Here is a 20,546-nt window from a genome sequence, read left to right as displayed (position 1 = left end):
GGAAGTAAAATGGAGAAAGTAAAAATCTGGATTTATGCCGAAGTAAAGGATAATCGGCCGGCATCTGTCTATTATGAACTGTTGTCAAAGGCGGCAGAAGAAACCCGTGGAGTAGAACATGCAGAGATTTGCGCTCTTGTTGCAGGGGACTCCCTGAACCCGGTTATCGATCTTTTGAAGCAGTCCGGTGCGGATAAAATTTATGTGGCAGATGATGAACGGCTGAAAGATTATAATTGTCAGAACTACAGTGAAGTGATTGTCAAGGCGGCAGAAACATATGCACCGGATATTTTCCTTTTTGGGGCGACCGGACGCGGTGCCGAAATTGCCCCTACCGTTGCAGCCAAGCTGAAGACAGGGCTTGCTGCTCACGGCGTCGATATTTCGATTGGTGCCGATGGCACGTTGGGCACGAGCGTTCCTGCTTTTGGCGGTAAAGTCGTAAGTGAAATTCTTACCCCTACGCATAAACCGCAAATGGCATCGGTACGCCCGGGGATTTTAGACAATAAATCTCTTTCAGCCAAAGAACATGTTGAACTTATTTCCCTTGATACCGATATTCTGAGTAAAATTAACTCGACGGAAACTTTTGTCAGCTTTGAACCCAATGCAGAAAATGGCGATTCTCTGGAAGATGCTAAAATTGTCGTCTGCGCAGGCCGCGGCGTCATGACTGAAGAAGCTTGGCAAGATTTGCAACGCTTAGCGAAAGTCTTGAATGCTTCCATCGGATATACGCGCAGCTTCTTGGATAATGGTTTCCTGCAGGATGAAAGTGGAATGATTGGCGCCAGCGGTATCAGCGTTAAGCCTGATTTATATATTGGTTTTGGCGTCTCCGGTGCTACCCATCACGTATGCGGAATCAATAAAGCGAAATTCATTGTTTCTGTAAATAAAGATCCTCAGGCAAAAATGTTCCGTTATTCCGATGTGGGTGCCGTTTCAGATGCCGATAAAATGATAAAACTACTGATTGAACAGTTTGAGGCATAAAGAATTTCTTTTAAGACAGTAGTAACGCCCTCTGACCCGATTTTTCGAGTCAGAGGGCGTTATTTTTTGAGTATAATGAAATTGGTTCAAGCGCCTTTTTTTTGCGACGCCATGTAGATCGTTTATTCTTCGTCAATCCGTTCAATCTTGAAGAGGACCGGTCTGGTGCCGTCGCTGCAGCAGGCAATCATCGTGTTTTCTTCCTTCATCCAGCCCTTCATGATCGATCCGCCTTGTAGGCCGGCGTAGATATAGCGGGAGATGGCATCCCAGGCTTCGGAGCAATGGGGAATCTTCGGGCCGCCGGCCGTCGTGTCCGGATTACCGTGAGAGGTCACTAAGGTATCGAGGCCCATGCGCCAGAAGGAGTCGTTTTCTTCATTTCGTTCGAAGATGTACTCGTCGCCGACGTGGTAGCAGGGACAGGCACCGGAATTGGGATCGGCACAGTACTGCTGCTGGAGTTCGGGATATAGTTTTTTGTCGAGGATAGTAACTTTTACTTTGTGCTTCATGATAGGTCTCCTTTTCTGATAAAATAAGGGTAATCGATTGACAAACGAGGTGAGGACATGGCTATTACGCCGAAATATATTTTTGCCGAGGATTTCCGCGATTTAGAAGACTATTTTCTGTCTTGCCCTCATAAGGAGGTCGCCTTCGAAAAGGGCGACTATCTTTGGAAGCCCGGCGAGCCTTATGGGCGCATCCATTATTTAAAAACGGGTGTTGTCCAAAACTACTTGGAGCATGAAATGGGCTATCGGAAAATTCTTTCTTTCCATGCCGGCGGGACGGTATTTCCCGGTTTTCACTACCGGAATTATAAGATTGAGGAATCTCTTTTAAGCCAAGCATTGACGCCTGTGGAGGCACTGGAGTTTACGATGGCTCAGTTTGAGACTATGTTTGGCGAGAGCGAGGTCTTGCGGCACCATATCATCGAATGGTACAGTGCCTATGTCAACCTATTTATTTACGACGGCGCTCACCAAGAGTTTAACAGCTCCCTTGTAAAACTGTGCAACCTCCTCTATCTGCTCCTCTTGCGAGAAGCGGATGAACAGGGGCAGAACCTGTATAATCTGACCCAAGAGGACTTGGCCGACATCCTCGGCGTCAGCCTGATCAACGTCACCCGGAACCTGACCAAACTTCGCCGGGCCGGCATCATCACGACCAGCCGCAAGCAGATTGCTGTCATCGATGCCGAACGACTCATGGCCCTTTGTTCCGGTGAGACCCTGTCTTTTTAGCATTATAGATCATTCCGGTCAGGTGGCTCTACATCAAATGACGCAGACTGGAAATTTTATTGACGGAAAAACGGTTGACAAACGGGGACTCGTAGCGCAAGATGATGGTGTAATCATTTTGTCAGGAAGAAGGTGTGCCATGAAGGGAACGAAAATCTATTATGTTTACTTTATTCTGAGTCAGGTCATTTGGGGCGTGCTTCCGGCCTTTTGGCTGCTTTTGCGTCAGTTGCCGCCGCTGTATACGCTGGCATCGCGAATCATTTGGGCTTCGGTATTCTGCTTTTTCTTGATTCTCCAAAAACATCTCCTGCCGGGCCTGAAAGGCGTTGCCAAGGAGCGTTGGCAGTGGCCTTATATTGCCGGGGCCTGTATCTTTATCACCCTTAACTGGGGTTCTTATATTTACGCGACGACGCGGGGCTTTATTCTGCAAGCAAGTCTGGCCTATTTTATCAATCCTATCGTCGTCGTCTTTTTTGGAGGCCTGATTTTCCGGGAAAAACTGCGGCCTATCCAGAAGCTGTCCATCTTTGTGGCCGGTCTTGGATTGGCCCTGGCCTTTTTTATCTATGGCGTCGTGCCTTGGCTGTCCTTTATCATTTGCCTGACCTGGGCGACGTACAGTATGATTAAGAAAAAGGTCGTCCTCGACAGCCAGGTATCGGTCTTTATCGAATCCTTTTCCATGGTCCCCCTGGCCTTGGCATTTATTCTCTTTAGTGAAGCCAATGGTATCGGTGCGGCAGGCACATTCAGCGGTTGGCAATGGCTGCTCCTGCCGGCGACAGGCGTCGTTACGGCCGTTCCGATGATGCTCTTTTCGGCCGGTGTCAAAGGCATTCCCATGACGACGGGCGGCATCTTAATGTATTTTTCACCGAGCATTACCTTGATTATCGGCGTCTTGTCCGGCGAAGTCATTACCGAACCGCTCCTGTTGACCTTCTGCTTTGCCTGGGTGGCGGTGGCCCTTTACATGTACGGAATTTATCAAACCATCCATCGTCTTCGTCAAACGACATAACAACATAACAACATAAAAAAAGAGGCTGTGCCGGAATGAGGCTTTTCATCCACATTCTATGCACAGTCTCTGTTGCATTCCGGATATTATTTTTTGATGCGCTTATAGTCGCTGTCGAAATAGCGGCCGGCACGGATATCGTCGGTCATGCCTTTGTAAGGCGCTTCGGCAATGACGTCTTCGTTGTTTTGGCCGGCCTTGCCAATGTAGGTAATGGTGGCGAATTCCGGGACTAACAGTTTCGGATAGGTGGCGTATTTTTCTCGGGATTCATGCATGAGATCGAGATGTTCATTTTGGTAGCAGACCGTAATTTCCGGATGTTCTTCGACCCATTTCGGGAAGAAAATGGTGCCGTGCATCTTCTTTTCATTGGGCATGAAATCGAGGGCGACGTCGGTGCCGGTCGGTTCCGTCCAGGTAACTTTAAAAACGCCGTCGGTCAATTTCACGATATCGGCCGGCTGGTCCGTTACCCAACGGCCGGCGACCATGCCGCCGTGAATGCGGTAATCAACGGTGTGGTCGTTTTTGGCATACCATTCGTACTCCCAGCCGTTATCGTAGGTGTAAATAAAATGGGTGCCTAAAAAATCGTCTAATTCTTTGAATTCCATGGTCATAACCTCCTGTATCTTGAACCCCTGTGAAGGATAGGGCAATGTATGATAAATGCTTAAATTATAACATGTAAATAATTACATGTTTGTTTACACTGCATATGATATACTTAGTAATAGGAAAAGTCAAGGTTTGGTTTAACTATTTTTACTCATCCGAAATTTGAAAGAGGTGAACTGTCGTGGCTCAAAAGAATACATTGAGATATGTCATTTTAGGGTTACTGTCAAAGGAGCCCCTGGCGGGCTATGATATAAAGAAAGCCTTTGAAGGCGAAATCGGTGATTTTTGGTACTCCAATCACAGCCAAATCTATCCGGAGCTCAGTCGCATGGAACAGGACGGCTTCATCATCGGTCATGAAGAGGTTGTCGGCAGTAAGCTGACTAAGAAAAAGTACACCATTACGGCGGCCGGGAAAGCCTTATTTAATGAATGGCTGGCGGAATCGTTGAGTTCGCTGCCGCCGACGCGAGACGAATTTGCCATGAAGGTCTATTTTATGGATTCGTCAGAGAATCCGCTGCTGGTGGCGTTGTTTCAGGAAGAAATTTTGCGCCATGAAGAAAAACTCGATTATTTGCAGTCGCGCTGGAAGGCATTATTTGCCGAAAAAGGAAAGGAAGAGACTCACTTCGGCCATGCCTTGATTTTAGAGCGGGCCATTCGCCGCGAACAAGATCTGTTAGCCTGGCTCCATGAGGCTTATAAACGGCTGCCGGGTAAAAATCAATAAGGTTCGTAACGAAAGAGGGGCCTGAAGGGCCAAAAAAACGCTCCCTACCGTCAAATTTTTTATCGCTGACGGTAGGGAGCGTTCGTTTTATATCGTTTTTTTCTTACGTTAGCCGCCTATTTACTTTCAAAGAAGGCTTTATAGGCGAGGTAGCCGCTGTAGGCATCGGCCTTGGCCACGATTTCTAAAGGAGCGTGCATGCTGTGCATGGCAACGCCGCAGTCGACGACGTCGCAGCCCCAGTCGGCCATGATGTAGGCGATGGTTCCGCCGCCGCCCTGGTCGACTTTGCCGAGTTCGCCGACCTGCCAGGGCACTTCGTTTTCGTTGAAGATGCTGCGGATCTTAGCCATGAATTCGGCGTTGGCATCGTTGCTGCCGCCCTTGCCGCGGGCGCCGGTGTATTTGCACAGGCAGATGCCGTAGCCTAATTGGGCCGAGTTTTGCTTTTCGTAGGCGTCGGCAAAGACGGGATCGAAGGCGGCCGAGACGTCGGCCGACAAGACTTCACTGTTGCGCATCGTCCGGCGCAGCCAGATTTCTTCCGGATGATTTTGAAGGGCCAGGAGTTCGGCAATGAAGTCCGGGAAGTACGAGGACTGGACGCCGGTGTTGCCGACGGAGCCGATTTCTTCTTTATCGGCGAAGAGGGCGACCTGTGTCTTTTCGCCGGCCTTGGCATCGAGGATAGCGGCCAGGTTGGCATAGGAGCAGACGCGGTCGTCGTGACCGTGGGACATGATCATCGAGCGGTCGAGACCGACGTCGCGGCTCTTGACGGCCGGGATGATTTCCAGTTCAGCACTGGTGAAGTCTTCTTCTTCGATGTCGTATTTTTCTTTTAAGAGGGTCAAGATGGCCGGTTTCGTCTTTTCTTCTTCCGTGTGAATGCCGACGAGGGGCATGAGCATTTCACCGCTGATGGCTTCGCTCAGTTTTTTTGCGGCCTGATCCTTGCCGAGATGGGGCAGGAGGTCATTGATGAAGAGGACGGGATCGTTAGGATCTTCACCGATGGAGACGTCGATTCGCGTTCCATCTGCCTTATAGACGACGCCGATGAGGGAGAGAGGCATGCAGACCCACTGGTACTTCAGGACGCCGCCGTAATAATGGGTTTTTAAGTAGACGATTTTATCCTGTTCAATGACCGGAATCGCCTTGACGTCGAGGCGGGGGCAGTCAATGTGGGAGCCGACAATCTTGAGGCCTTCTGCAATGGGCGAGGAGCCGATGACGGCTAAGATGACCGATTTTCCCTTTTGGTCCCAATAGACTTTATCGCCGGCCTTGAGGCTGGTATAGTCGCTGAGGGGCTTAAAGCCGGCTTCCCTGGCTTGGCGGAGTATTTCCTTGTTGGCCAGGCGTTCCGTCCGGGCTGTGTCGAGAAATTGACGGTATTGGTTGCTGTACGTTTCCATCTGGTAGCGCTGTTCGGCTGAAAAGCGGGACCAGGCACTGTTTTCAGTATCAAATGCTTTCATGATTGATCCTCCTTTAAACATATTATGGTCTATTATACTCCAAATCAGTCCACTTTGTCGCGGGTATTGAAAGCTTATCCCCGGATGCATACTATTCTTTACTGAATAAAATAAAAGAAACTATTGTATTATTATAAAAAAGGTGGTATTATTAACCATATTTTATAAATAATAATTCATAAATAGGGGGATTTATGATGATGGATAAGAGGGGTATAAAGAAGATAATAAACGAAGTTACGCCGGATATTATTGCCATGCGGCGTCATATTCATGAAAATCCAGAGCTATCCGGTGAAGAAGTGAATACGGCGGCCTTTATGGCGGAAAAACTCCGCTCTTTCGGCGTGGAGGTCGAGGAACACGTCGCCGGTACGACGGCTGTTTTGGGCTATTTAAAAGGGGGAAAGCCGGGCCCGGTCATCGCTTTGCGGGCCGATATGGACGCCTTGCCGATGACGGAAGAAACGGGACTTCCCTTTGCGTCGAAGTCTCCCGGCAAGATGCATGCCTGCGGCCACGACGGCCACATGAGCATTCTCCTCGGGGCAGCGGAAGTGCTGAGCCGGATAAAGGACGACCTTTCGGGGACGGTCGTCTTCATTTGCCAGCCGTCTGAAGAAAAATCACCTGTCGGCGGTGCTAAGGGGTTGATTGCGTCCGGGGCTCTCGACGGCATCGACGCCGTCTACGGCCTCCACGTCTGGCCGACCTTGCCCAGCGGTGCTATTGGCGTCTTGCCGGGGCCGATGATGGCTGCATCGGATCACATTCGCATCGTCATGAAAGGCAAGACCAGTCACGCCGCCATGCCTCATAAAGGGGTAGATACCATCGTTGCGGCAGCTCAGTTCCTGACCGCGGCCCAGACCATCGTCAGCCGTCGGGTAAATCCATTGTATCCGGCGGTCTTGACCTTCGGTAAGATCACCGGCGGTACGCGGTACAACGTCGTTGCCGACACCGTGGAAATTGAAGGGACTTGCCGGACCTATCATGAAGAAGCACAAGATGCTGTCGAAACGTATCTTCAGGATACACTGAAGGGCATGGACGCCATGTACGGGACGGAAAGCACCCTTTATTACGAACGGGGCTATGCAGCTGTCCGCAATACGCCGGCTCAGGCCGATTTTATTGCCGGCGTCGTCCGTCAGTGTCTGGGAGACGAAGGATTGGCGGATGTTCAGGAACCGGCTATGACGGCTGAAGATTTTTCAGGATACCTGCAGCACTTTGACGGGGGCTTTTTCTGGCTCGGTGCGACGCCCCAGGGGCAGACGGTCTATCCCCTGCACAATACACATTTTGCCGTCGATGAAAAATGCCTGCCCATCGGTGTCGAAATCATGGTATCCTTAGTACTTGCAAAAACGGCATAAAATATAACGTAAAGGTCTCCTATGACTAGCAGTCACAGGAGATCTCTTTTTTTGCATAATTCTTTTCTTTTTTAGAAAGAATTATTTTTTTACCTTTTAGGGGAAAGGGGATGGCTATAGTGTCACTAAGAAATAATAATAATGGTTATCAGTGATAAAGTTTCAATCTTTTAAGAATACTCATAGATGTAGGCTACATCTTAATTTTTTAGCATACCCATAACTCTTGACTTTTTTTGTCCAAAAAAATATGATAGAGGCAAGAATTACAAATACTAATTACGAATACGGAGTGCTTTTTATGTTTATGAATCGGCAAACGGATTATGCGTTGCGGATGTTGCGTGCCTTGACGGACGAAAAACAGCATAGTGTGCGTTCGCTGGCCGAAGATGAACAGGTTCCGCAGGCATTTACTTACAAGATCCTAAAAAAACTATCGCAAGCTGGGCTTGTTAAGCTTTCCAGAGGACCGGGAGGTGGTTGCCACTTAGTCGAAGATTTAAAGAACGTCAGCCTCTATGACCTGATTACGATTATGGAGGGTGATGCCCATGTAACGGCATGCATGCAGGGTTCGTATGATTGTGAATGGCGCAGGACTCACGGGATTTGCAAAATCCACTTGAACTTGTGCGTCGTTCAAGAAGAAATCAATCAAAAGCTGCGTGCAAAAAGCCTGTGGGAAATCATAGGAAAGAATAGTTAATCAAGTTGTATCCATAAAGGAGGAGTATGATATGCTGTTTCAAACAACTGCCGAACATGAAGCCTTACGAAAAGAGATCCGCAAATTTGCGGAAGCGGAAGTAAAACCGATCGCCTTTTCGCTGGACCAGAACAATGAATTTCCGGATGAAATCGTAAAGGCTATGGGCAAACATGGCTGGATGGGTCTCCCGTATCCGAAGGAATACGGCGGTGCAGGCCTCGATGTCACCAGCTATGCCATTGCTGTTGAAGAATTCTCCCGCGTTGACGGCGGTGTCGGCGTTATCCTGTCGGCTCACACCTCGTTGGGCACGTATCCGATCGCAGCCTTCGGGAATGAAGAACAGAAGAAAAAATACTTGGTTCCTTTAGCAAAAGGGGAAAAACTGGGCGCCTTCGGTTTGACTGAAGAAAATGCAGGTTCCGATGCCGGCGGTACGGAAACGACGGCTGTCGATAAAGGGGACTACTACCTGCTCAACGGCGGTAAGATCTTCATCACCAATGCTCCGAAAGCTGATATTTATGTCGTCTTCGCTGTTACGACTCCGGATATCGGCACCAAAGGCATTTCGGCCTTCATCGTAGAAAAAGGCTGGGAAGGCTTCAGCTTCGGCGACCATTACGATAAATTAGGTATTCGCTCGTCTTCGACGGCAGAATTGATTTTCAATGACGTCAAAGTTCCGAAAGAAAACCTGCTCGGCAAAGAAGGCCAGGGCTTCAAGATCGCTATGGCAACTCTCGACGGCGGCCGTATCGGTATCGGTGCTCAGGCACTGGGTATCGCTCAGGGCGCTTATGAAAGTGCACTTGACTATGCCAAAGAACGTATCCAGTTCGGTCAGCCTATCGGCATTCACCAGGGCATTTCCTTTAAATTGGCAGATATGGCAACGAAGCTGCGCGCTTCCCGTTACCTGATTTATTCGGCAGCTGAATTAAAAGAAAAACACGAACCGTACAGCATGGAAGCGGCTATGGCTAAGATGTACGCTTCGGATTCGGCCATCGAAATCACCAACGAAGCCCTTCAGATCTTCGGCGGCTCCGGCTTCTTGAAAGGCATGGACGTCGAACGTGCTTACCGCGATGCTAAGATCACGACGATCTATGAAGGTACCAATGAAATTCAGCGCGTCGTCATTGCTGCTCACTTGTTGGGCAAAATCGGCAAAGCAGATGGTGGTGCCGGCCGCAGCTCGGCTCCGAAGAAAGCAGCTCCGGTTACGGGGATCCGTAAAAACCAGTTGTTTCGCGACGGAAGCGCAAAAGACAAAGTCAAAGCCCTCGCAGACGCCCTCAGACATGACGGATATGACTTCTCCGTCGGTATTGCAGCAGATACGCCTATTGTTGAGGCAGAACGTGTTGTCTCAGCTGGCAAGGGCATTGGGAAAAAAGAAAACATGAAGCTTATCGAAGATTTGGCAAAGGCTGCCGGGGCTGCTATCGGCTCGTCCCGTCCGGTTGCTGAAACCCTCCGCTATGTACCGCTCAATCGCTATGTCGGCATGTCCGGCCAGAAGTTCACGGGCAACTTATACATTGCCTGCGGTATTTCCGGTGCGAAACAGCATTTGAAAGGCATCAAAGATGCATCTACAATTGTAGCTATCAATAAAAACGGCAACGCTCCGATCTTTAAAAACTGCGACTACGGTATCGTCGGCGACGTTCAGGAAATCCTGCCGCTCTTAGCACAGGAACTCGGCCTGGAAGATAAAAAGCCGGCTCCGCCGATGGTTAAGATGAAACGCCCGGTCGTTCCTAAACCGGAACCGATTGGCCCGAAATATGTCTGCAACGGCTGCGGCTATGTCTATATTCCTGAATTAGGTGATGAAGAAGCTGATATTGCACCGGGAACCTTGTTCAAGGACCTGCCTGATGATTGGGTTTGCCCGGAATGCGCTGAAGAAAAGAGTCATTTTATTCAAGAATAGTGCGGCGAAAGGAGTCGATAAATTATGTATTGCGTACGCAAAGTAACAAAAGATGTTTCTTGGGTCGGTGCTAATGACCATAGATTACATTTGTTTGAAAATATTCACCCCATTCCCTTGGGCGTTTCTTATAATGCTTACCTCTTGCTCGACGAAAAGACGGTATTGTTTGACACGGTTGACTGGGCTGTCTGCCGTCAGTTCTTAGAAAACGTAGAACACGTTCTCAACGGCCGCGACCTCGATTACATGGTCATTAACCATATGGAACCGGACCACTGCGCCAGCATGGAAGAAATCGTCCTCCGTTATCCGAATGTTAAAATCATCAGCACGGAAAAATCCTTCATGCTCATGCGTCAGTTCGGCTTTAAAATCGATAACCAGGAATTGATCGAAGTCAAGGAAGGCGACACGACGACCTTCGGTAAACATACCGTAACCTATGTAGAAGCTCCGATGGTTCACTGGCCGGAAGCTATGGTCACCCTCGACCTCACCGACGGCATCCTCTTCTCGGCAGACGCCTTCGGTTCCTTCATCGCTCTTGACGGCAAACTGTTCGCCGATGAAGTCAACTTCGACCGCGATTGGCTCGATGAAGCCCGCCGTTATTACACCAACATCGTCGGCAAATACGGCCCTCACGTACAGCACCTCTTGGGCAAAGCTGCGACGGTCTTGGATAAAATCAAAGTCATTTGCCCGCTCCATGGTCCGGTCTGGAGAAAAGACTTCGGCTATCTGCTCGACAAATATCAGCGCTGGAGCACGTATACACCGGAAGAAAAAGGCGTCCTCATTGCCTACTCTTCGATGTACGGCAACACGGAAGCTGCTGCTCAGAACTTGGCTTCGAGACTTTGCGAAAAGGGCGTTACCAATATCCGGATCTGCGACGTTTCTTCAACTCACGTTTCGGAATTGATTTCCCAGTCCTTTAAGCTCTCTCACTTGGTACTGGCTTCGGTAACGTATAACCTGGGCATCTATCCGGTCATGCTGGACTTCCTCGAACACATGAAGGCTCTTCACGTACAGAATCGGACGATTGCCTTGATCGAAAACGGCTCTTGGGCTGTAAAATCCGGCGATTTGATGCAGGAATTCATTGACAATAACCTTTCCAACATGACCATCCTCAATGAACGCCTGTCCCTCGCTTCGGCCATGCATGACGACAAAGCGGTAGAACTGGAACACTTAGCTGACGCTTTGGTCGAAAGCATTAACAACACTGACGTAAAATAATCATACTCTTTCTCTTCCCTAAGATTGGGCTCGGATTCTATTCCGGGTCCAATTTTTTTATGTTTTTAAAAATTGCATAATAATTTTTAAAAAAATGCAAGAGAAAAAAGGAATCTGCCTGCCTGACAGCGAATATATAATAGTAACTGATTCCATAGGAGGCGATTGTTTTATGAAAGAATACACAAGTGATAAAATTCGCAACGTTGCTGTACTTTCGCACGATGGCGCCGGCAAAACGGCGGTTGTTGAATCGTTACTGCTGGCCTGCGGCGCCGTCGATGCCGTCGGCGTCGGTAAAGACAACAAGCATATTATGGATTATGAACCGGAAGAAATTAAGCGTAACGTAACGATTCAGCTCAGTATTGCACCTTGCGAATGGGAAGGCTATAAACTGAATTTCCTCGATACGCCGGGGTACTCTGAATTTTGCGGTGAAGTTCGCGCTGCCCTTAGAGCCAGTGACGGCATTCTGTTGGTCGTATCGGCAGAATCGGGCGTCGAAATGGATACCGAACGGGCTTGGGACTACGGTCTCGAATTGAAACTGCCGCGCATGGTCTATGTCAATAAGATGGATGTAGAACACGCTGACTTTTTTGGCTGCTTGGAAAAACTGCGCTCCGTATTCGGTAAATCCATCATGCCTCTTCAGATTCCGATCGGTGAAGGTAAAGATTTCCGCGGAATTATCGACGTTTGCAAAATGGTCGCCTGGGAATGGAATAACGGACAATGCACGGAAATTAAAGTTCCGCCGGAATACATGGCCAAGGCTCGTGAAGTGCGTGAAATGTGCATGGAAGCCGCTGCGGAAGGCGACGATGAACTGTTGGAAAAATACCTCAACGGCGATGAACTGACCATCGAGGAACTCCGCAAGGGACTCTATCAAGGGATGCTTACGGGCCGCGTCTGCCCGCTGATGTGCGGCAGTGCTATCCACCATATCGGTACGGCTGAACTCCTGCGCCGTATCATTACCTACATGCCCGATGCTTCGCAGAAGGTCATGATGGGGACCGATAAGAAGACGGAAGAACCGGTCATGGTATATCCCAATAAACCCTTTACGGCTTTCGTATTTAAAACCGTCGTCGATCCCTTTGCTGGAAAGCTCAGCTATGTCCGCATTTTCTCGGGCGAACTCAAAGAAGGCGACCGGCTCTATAACGTAACCCAGGGCGAAGACGAAAAGATGGGCAAGGTACTGACCTTGGTCGGTAAGGAACCGATTCCCGTTCCCGTTGCTGTTGCCGGCGATATCGTTGTCCTGCCGAAACTGGCTCATGCCCGTACCGGCGATACCTTTGCATCTCCTGATTTCCAAGTGACCTATGATCCCATTCGTTTCCCCAACCCGCTCCATACGGTAGCCCTGGTTCCGGAAAAGAAAGGCGAAGAAGAAAAATTGATGAACGCCCTCTTGCGGATCAGTGAAGAAGATCCGACATGCACCATCGACAAGAGCGTAGAAGGAAAACAGCTCATCGTTCGCTGCATGGGCGACGTCCACCTCGATCACATCCTCATCAAGATTGAACGGAAATACGGTGTGAAAGCGAAACAGGAAGAACTGTACATTCCTTATCGGGAAACGATTAAGGAAAAGGCGACGGCCGAAGGCAAACATAAGAAACAGAGTGGCGGTCACGGTCAGTTCGGTCACGTATTCCTCGATATCGAACCGCTCACGACGGGTGAACCCTTTGAATTCGTCGATAAGATTTTTGGCGGCGCCGTCCCGAGACAGTACATTCCGGCCGTTGAAAAAGGTGTTCGTGAAACCTTGGAAAAGGGACTTATTGCCGGCTTCCCGATGATCAATGTCAAAGTCACTCTGACGGATGGTTCCTATCACCCGGTCGACTCTTCAGAAATGGCCTTTAAGGTCGCTGCCGGCCAGGCGTTAAAGAAGGCCGTACCGGAAGCTAAACCGATTCTCTTGGAACCGATTTACAACGTCGACGTCGTCATCCCTGAAGACTATATGGGCGATGTCATGGGCGACTTCAGCAGCCGCCGCGGCCGAATCCTCGGTATGGAACACCATCGTAACCGCAAGGGCATCATCGTCGTAAAGGCACAGGTTCCCTTGGCTGAAATGCGGGATTACGTAACGGTTCTTCGCTCCATGACCCAGGGCAAGGGTACCTTCAATATGGAATTCTATGCCTATGAAGAAGTACCGAAAAAAATCATGGATGAAATCATTGAAAAGAGACAGGCCGAATAGAACGGAAGCCTATCTTGCTATATGGTAAAAGGGGGCACTGCCGGGAGAATTTCTTTCGGGCAGTGCCTTTTTTCTACTCAATCGCTATAGGCGCAGTGACTTGTGACTGTCCCTGCACTTGAACATATCATCATGTAGGAGATGGTATGTTCGTAAGTTGATTCTAATGAGGCCGGGTGTGATATAATAAAAATAAACATTAATATCAGGGAGGAACGCTTATGATGTACCCTTACATGACTTTGGCGGACGATACGGAGATTACGCATTCGTCAATCCAGGGAGACGGAACCGTAAAAGTGTATATTGAAACACCGTGTAATGGAGGTTTTAATCATGCAACTTGCATCCTGCCCAACTATAAATGGCAGGATATTCAAGGATATTCAGAGTCTGATATCAAGGAATGGGATGCTTTCGTTCACGATAATTCGCATTTAATCTCTCCGCGTTAATCCCCTACCTCTTAAGGTAGGGGATTAACGCGGGTCTGGCGAATTTACGCAAGTAATGGAGCCAGACAGATTGGCTGCAGTGTCATTCTATGATGTCATCAGTCGTATAAGGCATAAGGTGGTGATATATCATGGAATTAGACAATAATAATCATTCAGTATTCTTGCTTCATTACCATTTGGTCTTATTCGTGAAATATCGACGCAAGGTGTTTTCCGAATCCCTGAGTCAGTTTTCAAAGGATATTTTTGTGAGAATCGGTGCTTCTTATCATATCACCTTGGAAGAATGGAATCATGACCAAGATCATGTACATATCCTATTTCGTGGCCATCCGAATACGGAACTGTCAAAGTTCATCAACGCCTATAAGCGTGCCAGCTCCAGACTCATCAAAAAGGATTTTTCGGAGGTCCGTCAAAAGCTCTGGAAAGAGATGTTCTGGTCGCGTAGTTTTTTCCTTTTGCCCCCTGGCGGTGCTCCCATAGAAATCATCCGAAAGTACATCGAACATCAAGGACGGTGAATCGTATGAATCTGGCCTACCGCTATCGTCTGTATCCGACAATCGAACAAAAAAGCCTGTTTGCCAAGACGTTCGGCTGTGTCCGGTTCATCTACAATAAGATGCTCGATGACTGCCTAGACTGTTACCAGAAGACCGGCAAAAAGCTGAACAATACGCCGGCACAGTATAAGGCAGAATATCCCTGGCTCAAGGAAGTGGACAGTCTGGCATTAGCCAATGCTCAGTTGAACCTCAATCGGGCCTACAATAATTTCTGGAACAATCCGAAGCATTTTGGCAAGCCGCGTTTCAAGTCCCGAAAGAGCGGCTGCTTCGCATATTCTACGAATAACCAGAAGGGGTCCGTACGTATCGAAGATGGCAAGATCAAACTGCCAAAAGTCGGCTGGGTGAAACTTCGCCAGCATCGTCCACTCATACCAAACAGTATCATAAAGACCGTTACTATTCGCAAAACACCCGCTGGAAAATACTATATCAGTATATTGGTCGAGTACGAAAATCAAGTGCTCCCCATAATACCAAAGCGTTTTCTGGGACTGGATTTTGCTATGAAGGGTCTTTACGTGGCTTCGGACGAACCGGATGCTGCTTATCCTGATTTTCTGCGCAAAGCCGAGAAAAAATTGGCTAAAGCGCAAAGAATCCTGAGTCGAAGGGCTAAGGACAGTAAAAATCGCGAGAAACAAAGAAAACGAATCGCTGTACTGCATGAGAAAGTAGCGAATCAGCGCCGCGATTTTCTGCACAAGAAATCCCGCTTTCTTGTCGGCCGCTATGATGCTATTGGGATCGAAGATATCTCCCTCAAGGCGATGGCCAAACATAAGAAAGGCCGTAAATTCAGCTTCGGCAAATCCGTAGCCGATAATGGATGGAGTCTTTTTGTGCAGATGCTTTCCTATAAGCTTGCCTGGCAGGGAAAACATCTGGTTAAAATCGATAAATGGTATCCCAGCAGCCAGATTTGTCATCGCTGTGGGTATCAAAATACGGATACAAAAGACTTATCGGTTCGCGAGTGGACGTGTTCGGAATGTGGGATACATCATCATCGTGATAAGAATGCTGCCATAAACATTCGCGAAGAAGCAAAATGTATAGTGCTAGCTTGAGCTTCAGATATATACCGTGGGTCGCACGGGAATCTACGCCTGTGGAGAGTGTGTAAGACGCGTAGTTCTTCGGAGCTGCAGCGCTGTTCTCGTAGAATCAGGAAGCTCCCGCCTTTTAGGCGGAAGTACGTTCACTTATGCAATTAGCCGCTGAAGGCGGTATTCATAACCTTTATTTAGAATCGGTCCCTATGTGATTTATTTTTGGTCGAATGAAAACTACCCTATGGAACCTATACATGTTCATATTGCAGAGGGAACTCCTGCCAAAAATGCGACAAAAATTTGGATTACGAGTAAAGGTGGGGCACTATTGTGTAATAATAATTCTAGGATTCCGAAATCGGCTTTGAACTTTTTATTAAGAAGTATTGAAGCAAATCACAAGTTAATCGTAAAAAGGTGGATAGAACATTTTGAAGAAATCACTTTTTACTGCTAAAAATAGGCTCGCATATTGTGAACCTATTTTTTTGTGTGTACAAATTCTGTCTCCATGGCAGTATCCGGGACAACTATGCGTAATTAGCATGTGATACTTTACTGTAACGCTTGTAACGACTGGCTGTGCGGCGTATAATATGACTATAAGTAAACGTAAAACGTCGTACTATGCAATTCGTATAGATACTATGGAAAGGGTGATTTCTATGTCTCAATGGACAGACATGTACAAACAAAAATTGATGACCCCTGAAGAGGCGGTTAAAGTCGTAAAATCGGGCGACTGGGTAGATTACGGTATGGGTACGACCCAGCCGGTTCTCCTCGACCAGGCCTTGGCAGCCCGGCGGGACGAACTGCAGGACGTAAAAGTCCGCATGTGTCTTTCCGTCGCTCCCCGTCAAATCATTGAACAGGATCCGGACCGCAAAGCCTTTACGGCCATGAACTGGCATATGGGCGGCTATGACCGGAAAAAATGCGCACTCGGCCAGATGAACTTCATCCCCATGTGCTATCGCAATAAACCGTCCATGTACCGTGACCTCCTTGACGTCGACGTGGCCCTCATCACGGTCGGCCCTATGGATAAACACGGGTTCTTCAACTTCGGCCTGGCTGTATCGGCAACGGAAGCGATTACCCAGAAGGCTAAGAAAGTCATCGTCGAAGTCAATGAAGCTATGCCTCGCGTCCTCGGCGGCCGCGGTGAATGCATCCACATCAGCGACATCGACGGCATCGTCGAATACGGCAATCATCCGTTGGCAACGATTCCCTTTGCCACGGGGGACGATATCGATGCTACCATTGCCAAAATGATCGTTGAACAGGTTCCTAACGGTGCGACCCTGCAGCTGGGCATCGGCAGCCTGCCGAATACGATCGGCGCCCTCTTGTCTGAATCGGACTTGAAGGATTTGGGTGTTCACACGGAAATGCTTGTCGACGCCTTCTATCTGATGTATAAGAACGGTCAGCTGACTAACCGCCGCAAGGCTTTTTGCCCCAATAAGGTAAGCTGGTCCTTTGCCCTCGGCACGCAGGACCTCTATGACTGGATGGATGATAACCCGTACTTGGCAGCTTACCCGGTAGACGTCATCAACGATCCTTTCGTTATCGCCCAGATGGATAACTTCATCTCTATCAATAACTGTATCGAAGTCGACCTCTTCGGCCAGGTTTCTTCCGAATCGTCGGGAACGCAGCAGATCAGCGGCAGCGGCGGACAGCTTGACTTTACGGACGGCGCTTATCGTTCGCCGGGCGGCAAGAGCATCATCGCCCTTCGCTCGACCTTCCACAATAAGAAGACCGGCCGCGATGAATCGCGTATCCTGCCGACCCTCGCTCCGGGAACGACCGTTACCGACCCGCGGTCCCAGATCAACTTTGTCGTTACCGAATACGGCATGGTCAACCTCATGGGGGCTTCGACGTGGGAACGGGCAGAACGCCTGATCAGCATTGCTCATCCTGACTTCCGGGAAGACCTCATCAAAGAAGCCGAAAAAATGAAAATTTGGCGCTACAGCAATAAAAAATAAAACCTTTAAATTTACAGGCCGTCCATTTGGGCGGCCTTTTGTAATGCTGAATCTTAGCGCCGGACTATTAAAAACAATAAAACTTTGCTATAATATAATGGTATGCGCCCATTTTGAAGGGCAGTATAGCAAAACAGATTCGGACTGCAGGACCTCTTTTGGCCGGCAGTTATTTTCAGTTTGTATATGAGGTGAAATTTGTGGACGAACAACAAGTAGATAAGATTGTGCCGGTTTGTCTGGAAAGTGAAATGCAGACGTCGTACATCGACTATGCCATGAGTGTCATCATCACTCGTGCCTTGCCGGATGTACGCGATGGGTTGAAGCCGGTTCACCGGCGAATTCTCTACGCCATGCATGAAGCGGGCATGACGCCGAACAAACCGTATAAGAAATCGGCCCGTATTGTCGGTGAAGTTTTAGGTAAGTATCACCCCCACGGGGACATCTCCGTCTATGATGCGACCGTCCGCTTGGCCCAGGATTTTTCGACACGGTACCCCCTCGTCGATGGTCACGGCAACTTCGGTTCTGTCGACGGTGACTCGGCGGCAGCCATGCGTTATACTGAAGTCCGTATGGCAAAGATTACGGGAGAAATGCTGGAAGATATCGACAAGGAAACGGTCGATTTCATGCCCAACTACGACGGCTCTATGCAGGAACCGACGGTCTTGCCGTCAAAAATCCCGAACCTCTTAGTAAACGGCTCGGCTGGGATTGCCGTCGGCATGGCGACCAACATTCCGCCCCATAATTTAAGTGAAGTCGTCGATGGTTGTGTTCAGCTTATCGACAACCCGGATTCCAGTCTGGAAGAAATCATGACCAAGGTCAAAGGCCCTGATTTTCCGACCGGGGCTAAAATCATGGGTCGTGACGGCATCGTCAAAGCTTATTCGACGGGCCGCGGCAGTATCAAGATGCGTTCCTGCGCTTCCATCGAACCGATGAATAAGGGGAAGAATCGTATCGTCGTTACAGAAATTCCGTACCAGGTCAATAAGGCCCGGGTCATTGAATCCATTGCCGACTTGTCCCGCAATAAGGAAATCGACGGAATTACGGCTCTTCGCGATGAATCGGACCGCAAAGGGATGCGCATCGTCATCGAGCTCCGCGCCGATGTTAACCCGGATATTGTCCTGAACAAGCTGTATAAACACACTCAACTCCAGGAAACGTTCGGCGTCATCATGCTGGCTCTCGTCGACGGTCATCCGCGGGTCTTGACGCTGAAACAGATCTTGACCTACTATTTGGATCATCAGAAGAATGTCATCACGCGCCGCTGCCGGTTTGAACTCGATAAGGCTTTGGCCCGCGCTCACATCTTAGAAGGTCTGCTCATCGCCCTCGACCATATCGATGAAGTCATTAAGACCATTCGTGAATCGGCAACGGATGAAGTGGCCAAGACGTCCCTCATGTCCAAGTTCGGCCTTAGTGAAAAACAGGCAGTTGCTATCCTCGATATGCGTCTGCGCCGCCTGACCGGTCTCGAACGCGAAAAAATCGAAGAAGAATATAAGGAACTGGAAGAACGCATTGCTTACCTCCGCAGCGTTTTAGCCGATGAACATAAAGTCATGGAAATCGTAAAAACGGAACTCCTCGATGCCAAGAAGAAATTTGGGGATAAACGGCGTACGGAAATCGTTGCCGATGCCTCTGATTTTTCCATCGAAGACATGATTCCTAATGAACGCATGGTTCTGACCCTGACGCGTCGGGGATACATGAAGCGTATCAACGCCAATGTATACCATACGCAGAATAAAGGCGGCCGCGGCATCAAGGGCATGGGGACGAAAGATGAAGATGCAGTTAACCACCTGCTCTACACGTCGGCGTGGAATACGGTCTTGTTCTTTACCAACTTCGGCCGTGTCTATCGCTTGAAGTCCTATGAAATTCCGGAAGCCAACAGCCGTAATTCTAAGGGGATGGCTGCCATCAACATCCTGCCCCTGTCCAACGGAGAAAAGGTCAACGCCCTCATCGACCTCGATCAGGTTGATCCGTCGATGAACCTCTTTATGGTAACGGAAAAAGGCTTGGTCAAGAAAACCGTCCTTCACGAATTTAAGAATGTCCGTCGCAACGGCCTCATCGCCATCTCCCTCATGGAAGGGGATCATTTGGCGAAGGTTCGCCTGACCAATGGCGACCAGACCATTATTTTGGCAACGAAACTGGGTATGGCCATCTGCTTTAATGAAAACGATGTCCGTCCCATGGGCCGCAATACCCGCGGTGTCCGCGGTATTACCTTGGCTGAAGGGGATATGGTCATCGGTGCCGATGTCTTGGCGGAAGACTGCCAAGTTCTGACGGTTAGTGAAGAAGGCTTCGGCAAGCGCAATAACGTCGATGCCTATAAAGTTCAGCTTCGCGGCGGAAAGGGCATCAAGAACTTCAAGATTACCCCGAAAACCGGCGACATCGTCGGCGTCGAAGTCGTTCACGAAGGTCAAGAACTGATGCTCATTACGTCCAACGGCATCGTTATCCGGACCGATATCGAAAGCATTGGTATTAAGAAGGGACGTAATACGTCGGGCGTCAAAATCCAGAAACTGGAAGGCGACGACAAGGTTGCAGCTCTCGATACGATTGCTATCGAGGGAACGGATGAAGACGACGAACAAGAACAGACAAAACTGTTTAAAGAATAGTCGAAACAGGATTACTGAAAGGCCGCCTTTGAGGGCGGCCTTTTTTGTATAGAATATTTCTATATATATCCTTGACAATTCCTTTACACGGGAGTATACTGAATAAGCTGTCAGGG

At 48.9% G+C, this 20,546-nt stretch carries 18 protein-coding genes; 15 read left to right on the top strand and 3 right to left on the bottom strand.

All coding sequences use genetic code 11. The features are described from left to right. Positions 1–9: 9 nt before the first annotated feature. A complete protein-coding gene (locus UCI88_RS00250) occupies positions 10–1,002 on the top strand; it encodes an electron transfer flavoprotein subunit alpha/FixB family protein (protein ID WP_044502848.1) in 993 nt (330 codons plus the stop codon). 122 nt (positions 1,003–1,124) lie between these two features. On the opposite strand, the gene UCI88_RS00245 is transcribed toward UCI88_RS00250, so the two are convergent. After that, positions 1,125–1,517: a TIGR04076 family protein gene (locus tag UCI88_RS00245; RefSeq protein ID WP_044502847.1), complete on the bottom strand. Its 393-nt coding sequence runs from the start codon at positions 1,515–1,517 to the stop codon at positions 1,125–1,127. Positions 1,518–1,574: 57 nt separating this feature from the next. On the opposite strand from UCI88_RS00245, the gene UCI88_RS00240 reads away from it, so the two are divergent. Continuing rightward, on the top strand, positions 1,575–2,258 hold the full coding sequence (locus tag UCI88_RS00240) for a Crp/Fnr family transcriptional regulator (protein ID WP_256180218.1): 684 nt from the start codon (positions 1,575–1,577) through the stop codon (positions 2,256–2,258). 139 nt (positions 2,259–2,397) lie between these two features. After that, on the top strand, positions 2,398–3,285 hold the full coding sequence (rarD, locus tag UCI88_RS00235; protein WP_044502845.1) for an EamA family transporter RarD: 888 nt from the start codon (positions 2,398–2,400) through the stop codon (positions 3,283–3,285). A gap of 86 nt (positions 3,286–3,371) precedes the next feature. On the opposite strand, the gene UCI88_RS00230 is transcribed toward rarD, so the two are convergent. Further along, entirely contained in the window at positions 3,372–3,902 is a 531-nt protein-coding gene (locus UCI88_RS00230; RefSeq protein WP_230197978.1) for a phenolic acid decarboxylase, read from the bottom strand. Between the two features lie 185 nt (positions 3,903–4,087). On the opposite strand from UCI88_RS00230, the gene UCI88_RS00225 reads away from it, so the two are divergent. Continuing rightward, a complete protein-coding gene (locus tag UCI88_RS00225; protein WP_044502843.1) occupies positions 4,088–4,642 on the top strand; it encodes a PadR family transcriptional regulator in 555 nt (184 codons plus the stop codon). 116 nt (positions 4,643–4,758) lie between these two features. On the opposite strand, the gene UCI88_RS00220 is transcribed toward UCI88_RS00225, so the two are convergent. Further along, positions 4,759–6,126 (bottom strand): aminopeptidase, encoded by a 1,368-nt coding sequence (locus UCI88_RS00220; protein ID WP_044502842.1) that lies wholly within the window; start codon positions 6,124–6,126, stop codon positions 4,759–4,761. 194 nt (positions 6,127–6,320) lie between these two features. Here UCI88_RS00220 and UCI88_RS00215 point away from each other — a divergent pair, with 194 nt between their 5' ends. The 11 genes from UCI88_RS00215 (at position 6,321) to gyrA (ending at position 20,430) form a co-directional block, all read left to right on the top strand. Further along, the gene (locus UCI88_RS00215; protein WP_256180217.1) at positions 6,321–7,508 is read left to right on the top strand and encodes a M20 metallopeptidase family protein; all 1,188 of its coding nucleotides are present in this window, start codon (positions 6,321–6,323) and stop codon (positions 7,506–7,508) included. 301 nt (positions 7,509–7,809) lie between these two features. Then, positions 7,810–8,217, top strand: coding sequence for an RrF2 family transcriptional regulator (locus UCI88_RS00210; RefSeq protein WP_044502840.1), 408 nt, complete (start codon positions 7,810–7,812; stop codon positions 8,215–8,217). A 31-nt stretch (positions 8,218–8,248) separates the two neighbouring features. After that, a complete protein-coding gene (locus tag UCI88_RS11465) occupies positions 8,249–10,165 on the top strand; it encodes an acyl-CoA dehydrogenase family protein (RefSeq protein WP_081651665.1) in 1,917 nt (638 codons plus the stop codon). 24 nt (positions 10,166–10,189) lie between these two features. Next, a complete protein-coding gene (locus UCI88_RS00200) occupies positions 10,190–11,416 on the top strand; it encodes an FprA family A-type flavoprotein (protein WP_044502839.1) in 1,227 nt (408 codons plus the stop codon). 172 nt (positions 11,417–11,588) lie between these two features. Further along, positions 11,589–13,655, top strand: a complete 2,067-nt coding sequence (gene fusA / locus UCI88_RS00195; protein WP_256180216.1) for an elongation factor G — start codon at positions 11,589–11,591, stop codon at positions 13,653–13,655. Between the two features lie 221 nt (positions 13,656–13,876). Then, positions 13,877–14,110: a hypothetical protein gene (locus UCI88_RS00190; protein ID WP_044502837.1), complete on the top strand. Its 234-nt coding sequence runs from the start codon at positions 13,877–13,879 to the stop codon at positions 14,108–14,110. A gap of 131 nt (positions 14,111–14,241) precedes the next feature. Further along, complete coding sequence (tnpA, locus tag UCI88_RS00185; RefSeq protein WP_044502836.1) at positions 14,242–14,637, top strand: IS200/IS605 family transposase; 396 nt, start codon at positions 14,242–14,244, stop codon at positions 14,635–14,637. Between the two features lie 5 nt (positions 14,638–14,642). After that, positions 14,643–15,755, top strand: coding sequence for a transposase (locus tag UCI88_RS00180; protein ID WP_256180215.1), 1,113 nt, complete (start codon positions 14,643–14,645; stop codon positions 15,753–15,755). 193 nt (positions 15,756–15,948) lie between these two features. Beyond that, positions 15,949–16,197: a DUF4160 domain-containing protein gene (locus UCI88_RS11405; RefSeq protein WP_368042863.1), complete on the top strand. Its 249-nt coding sequence runs from the start codon at positions 15,949–15,951 to the stop codon at positions 16,195–16,197. Positions 16,198–16,405: 208 nt separating this feature from the next. Next, a complete protein-coding gene (locus UCI88_RS00175; RefSeq protein WP_044502835.1) occupies positions 16,406–17,749 on the top strand; it encodes an acetyl-CoA hydrolase/transferase family protein in 1,344 nt (447 codons plus the stop codon). A 200-nt stretch (positions 17,750–17,949) separates the two neighbouring features. After that, entirely contained in the window at positions 17,950–20,430 is a 2,481-nt protein-coding gene (gyrA, locus tag UCI88_RS00170; RefSeq protein ID WP_065360361.1) for a DNA gyrase subunit A, read from the top strand. Positions 20,431–20,546 lie beyond the last annotated feature (116 nt).

The sequence above is a fragment of the Megasphaera massiliensis genome, assembly GCF_036305205.1.
Lineage (GTDB): Bacteria > Bacillota > Negativicutes > Veillonellales > Megasphaeraceae > Megasphaera > Megasphaera massiliensis.
The sequence above is the reverse complement of the archived record's forward strand: the minus strand, read 5'-3'. Positions and strand labels throughout refer to the sequence as shown.

Excerpts from the sequence above, each read along its gene's own strand:
- UCI88_RS00250 (WP_044502848.1), top strand. The coding sequence starts at position 10 with ATGGAGAAAGTAAAAATCTGGATTTATGCCGAAGTAAAGGATAATCGG.
- UCI88_RS00245 (WP_044502847.1), bottom strand. The coding sequence starts at position 1,517 with ATGAAGCACAAAGTAAAAGTTACTATCCTCGACAAAAAACTATATCCC.
- UCI88_RS00240 (WP_256180218.1), top strand. The coding sequence starts at position 1,575 with ATGGCTATTACGCCGAAATATATTTTTGCCGAGGATTTCCGCGATTTA.
- rarD (WP_044502845.1), top strand. The coding sequence starts at position 2,398 with ATGAAGGGAACGAAAATCTATTATGTTTACTTTATTCTGAGTCAGGTC.
- UCI88_RS00230 (WP_230197978.1), bottom strand. The coding sequence starts at position 3,902 with ATGGAATTCAAAGAATTAGACGATTTTTTAGGCACCCATTTTATTTAC.
- UCI88_RS00220 (WP_044502842.1), bottom strand. The coding sequence starts at position 6,126 with ATGAAAGCATTTGATACTGAAAACAGTGCCTGGTCCCGCTTTTCAGCC.
- UCI88_RS00215 (WP_256180217.1), top strand. The coding sequence starts at position 6,321 with ATGATGATGGATAAGAGGGGTATAAAGAAGATAATAAACGAAGTTACG.
- UCI88_RS00210 (WP_044502840.1), top strand. The coding sequence starts at position 7,810 with ATGTTTATGAATCGGCAAACGGATTATGCGTTGCGGATGTTGCGTGCC.
- UCI88_RS11465 (WP_081651665.1), top strand. The coding sequence starts at position 8,249 with ATGCTGTTTCAAACAACTGCCGAACATGAAGCCTTACGAAAAGAGATC.
- UCI88_RS00200 (WP_044502839.1), top strand. The coding sequence starts at position 10,190 with ATGTATTGCGTACGCAAAGTAACAAAAGATGTTTCTTGGGTCGGTGCT.
- fusA (WP_256180216.1), top strand. The coding sequence starts at position 11,589 with ATGAAAGAATACACAAGTGATAAAATTCGCAACGTTGCTGTACTTTCG.
- UCI88_RS00190 (WP_044502837.1), top strand. The coding sequence starts at position 13,877 with ATGATGTACCCTTACATGACTTTGGCGGACGATACGGAGATTACGCAT.
- tnpA (WP_044502836.1), top strand. The coding sequence starts at position 14,242 with ATGGAATTAGACAATAATAATCATTCAGTATTCTTGCTTCATTACCAT.
- UCI88_RS00180 (WP_256180215.1), top strand. The coding sequence starts at position 14,643 with ATGAATCTGGCCTACCGCTATCGTCTGTATCCGACAATCGAACAAAAA.
- UCI88_RS00175 (WP_044502835.1), top strand. The coding sequence starts at position 16,406 with ATGTCTCAATGGACAGACATGTACAAACAAAAATTGATGACCCCTGAA.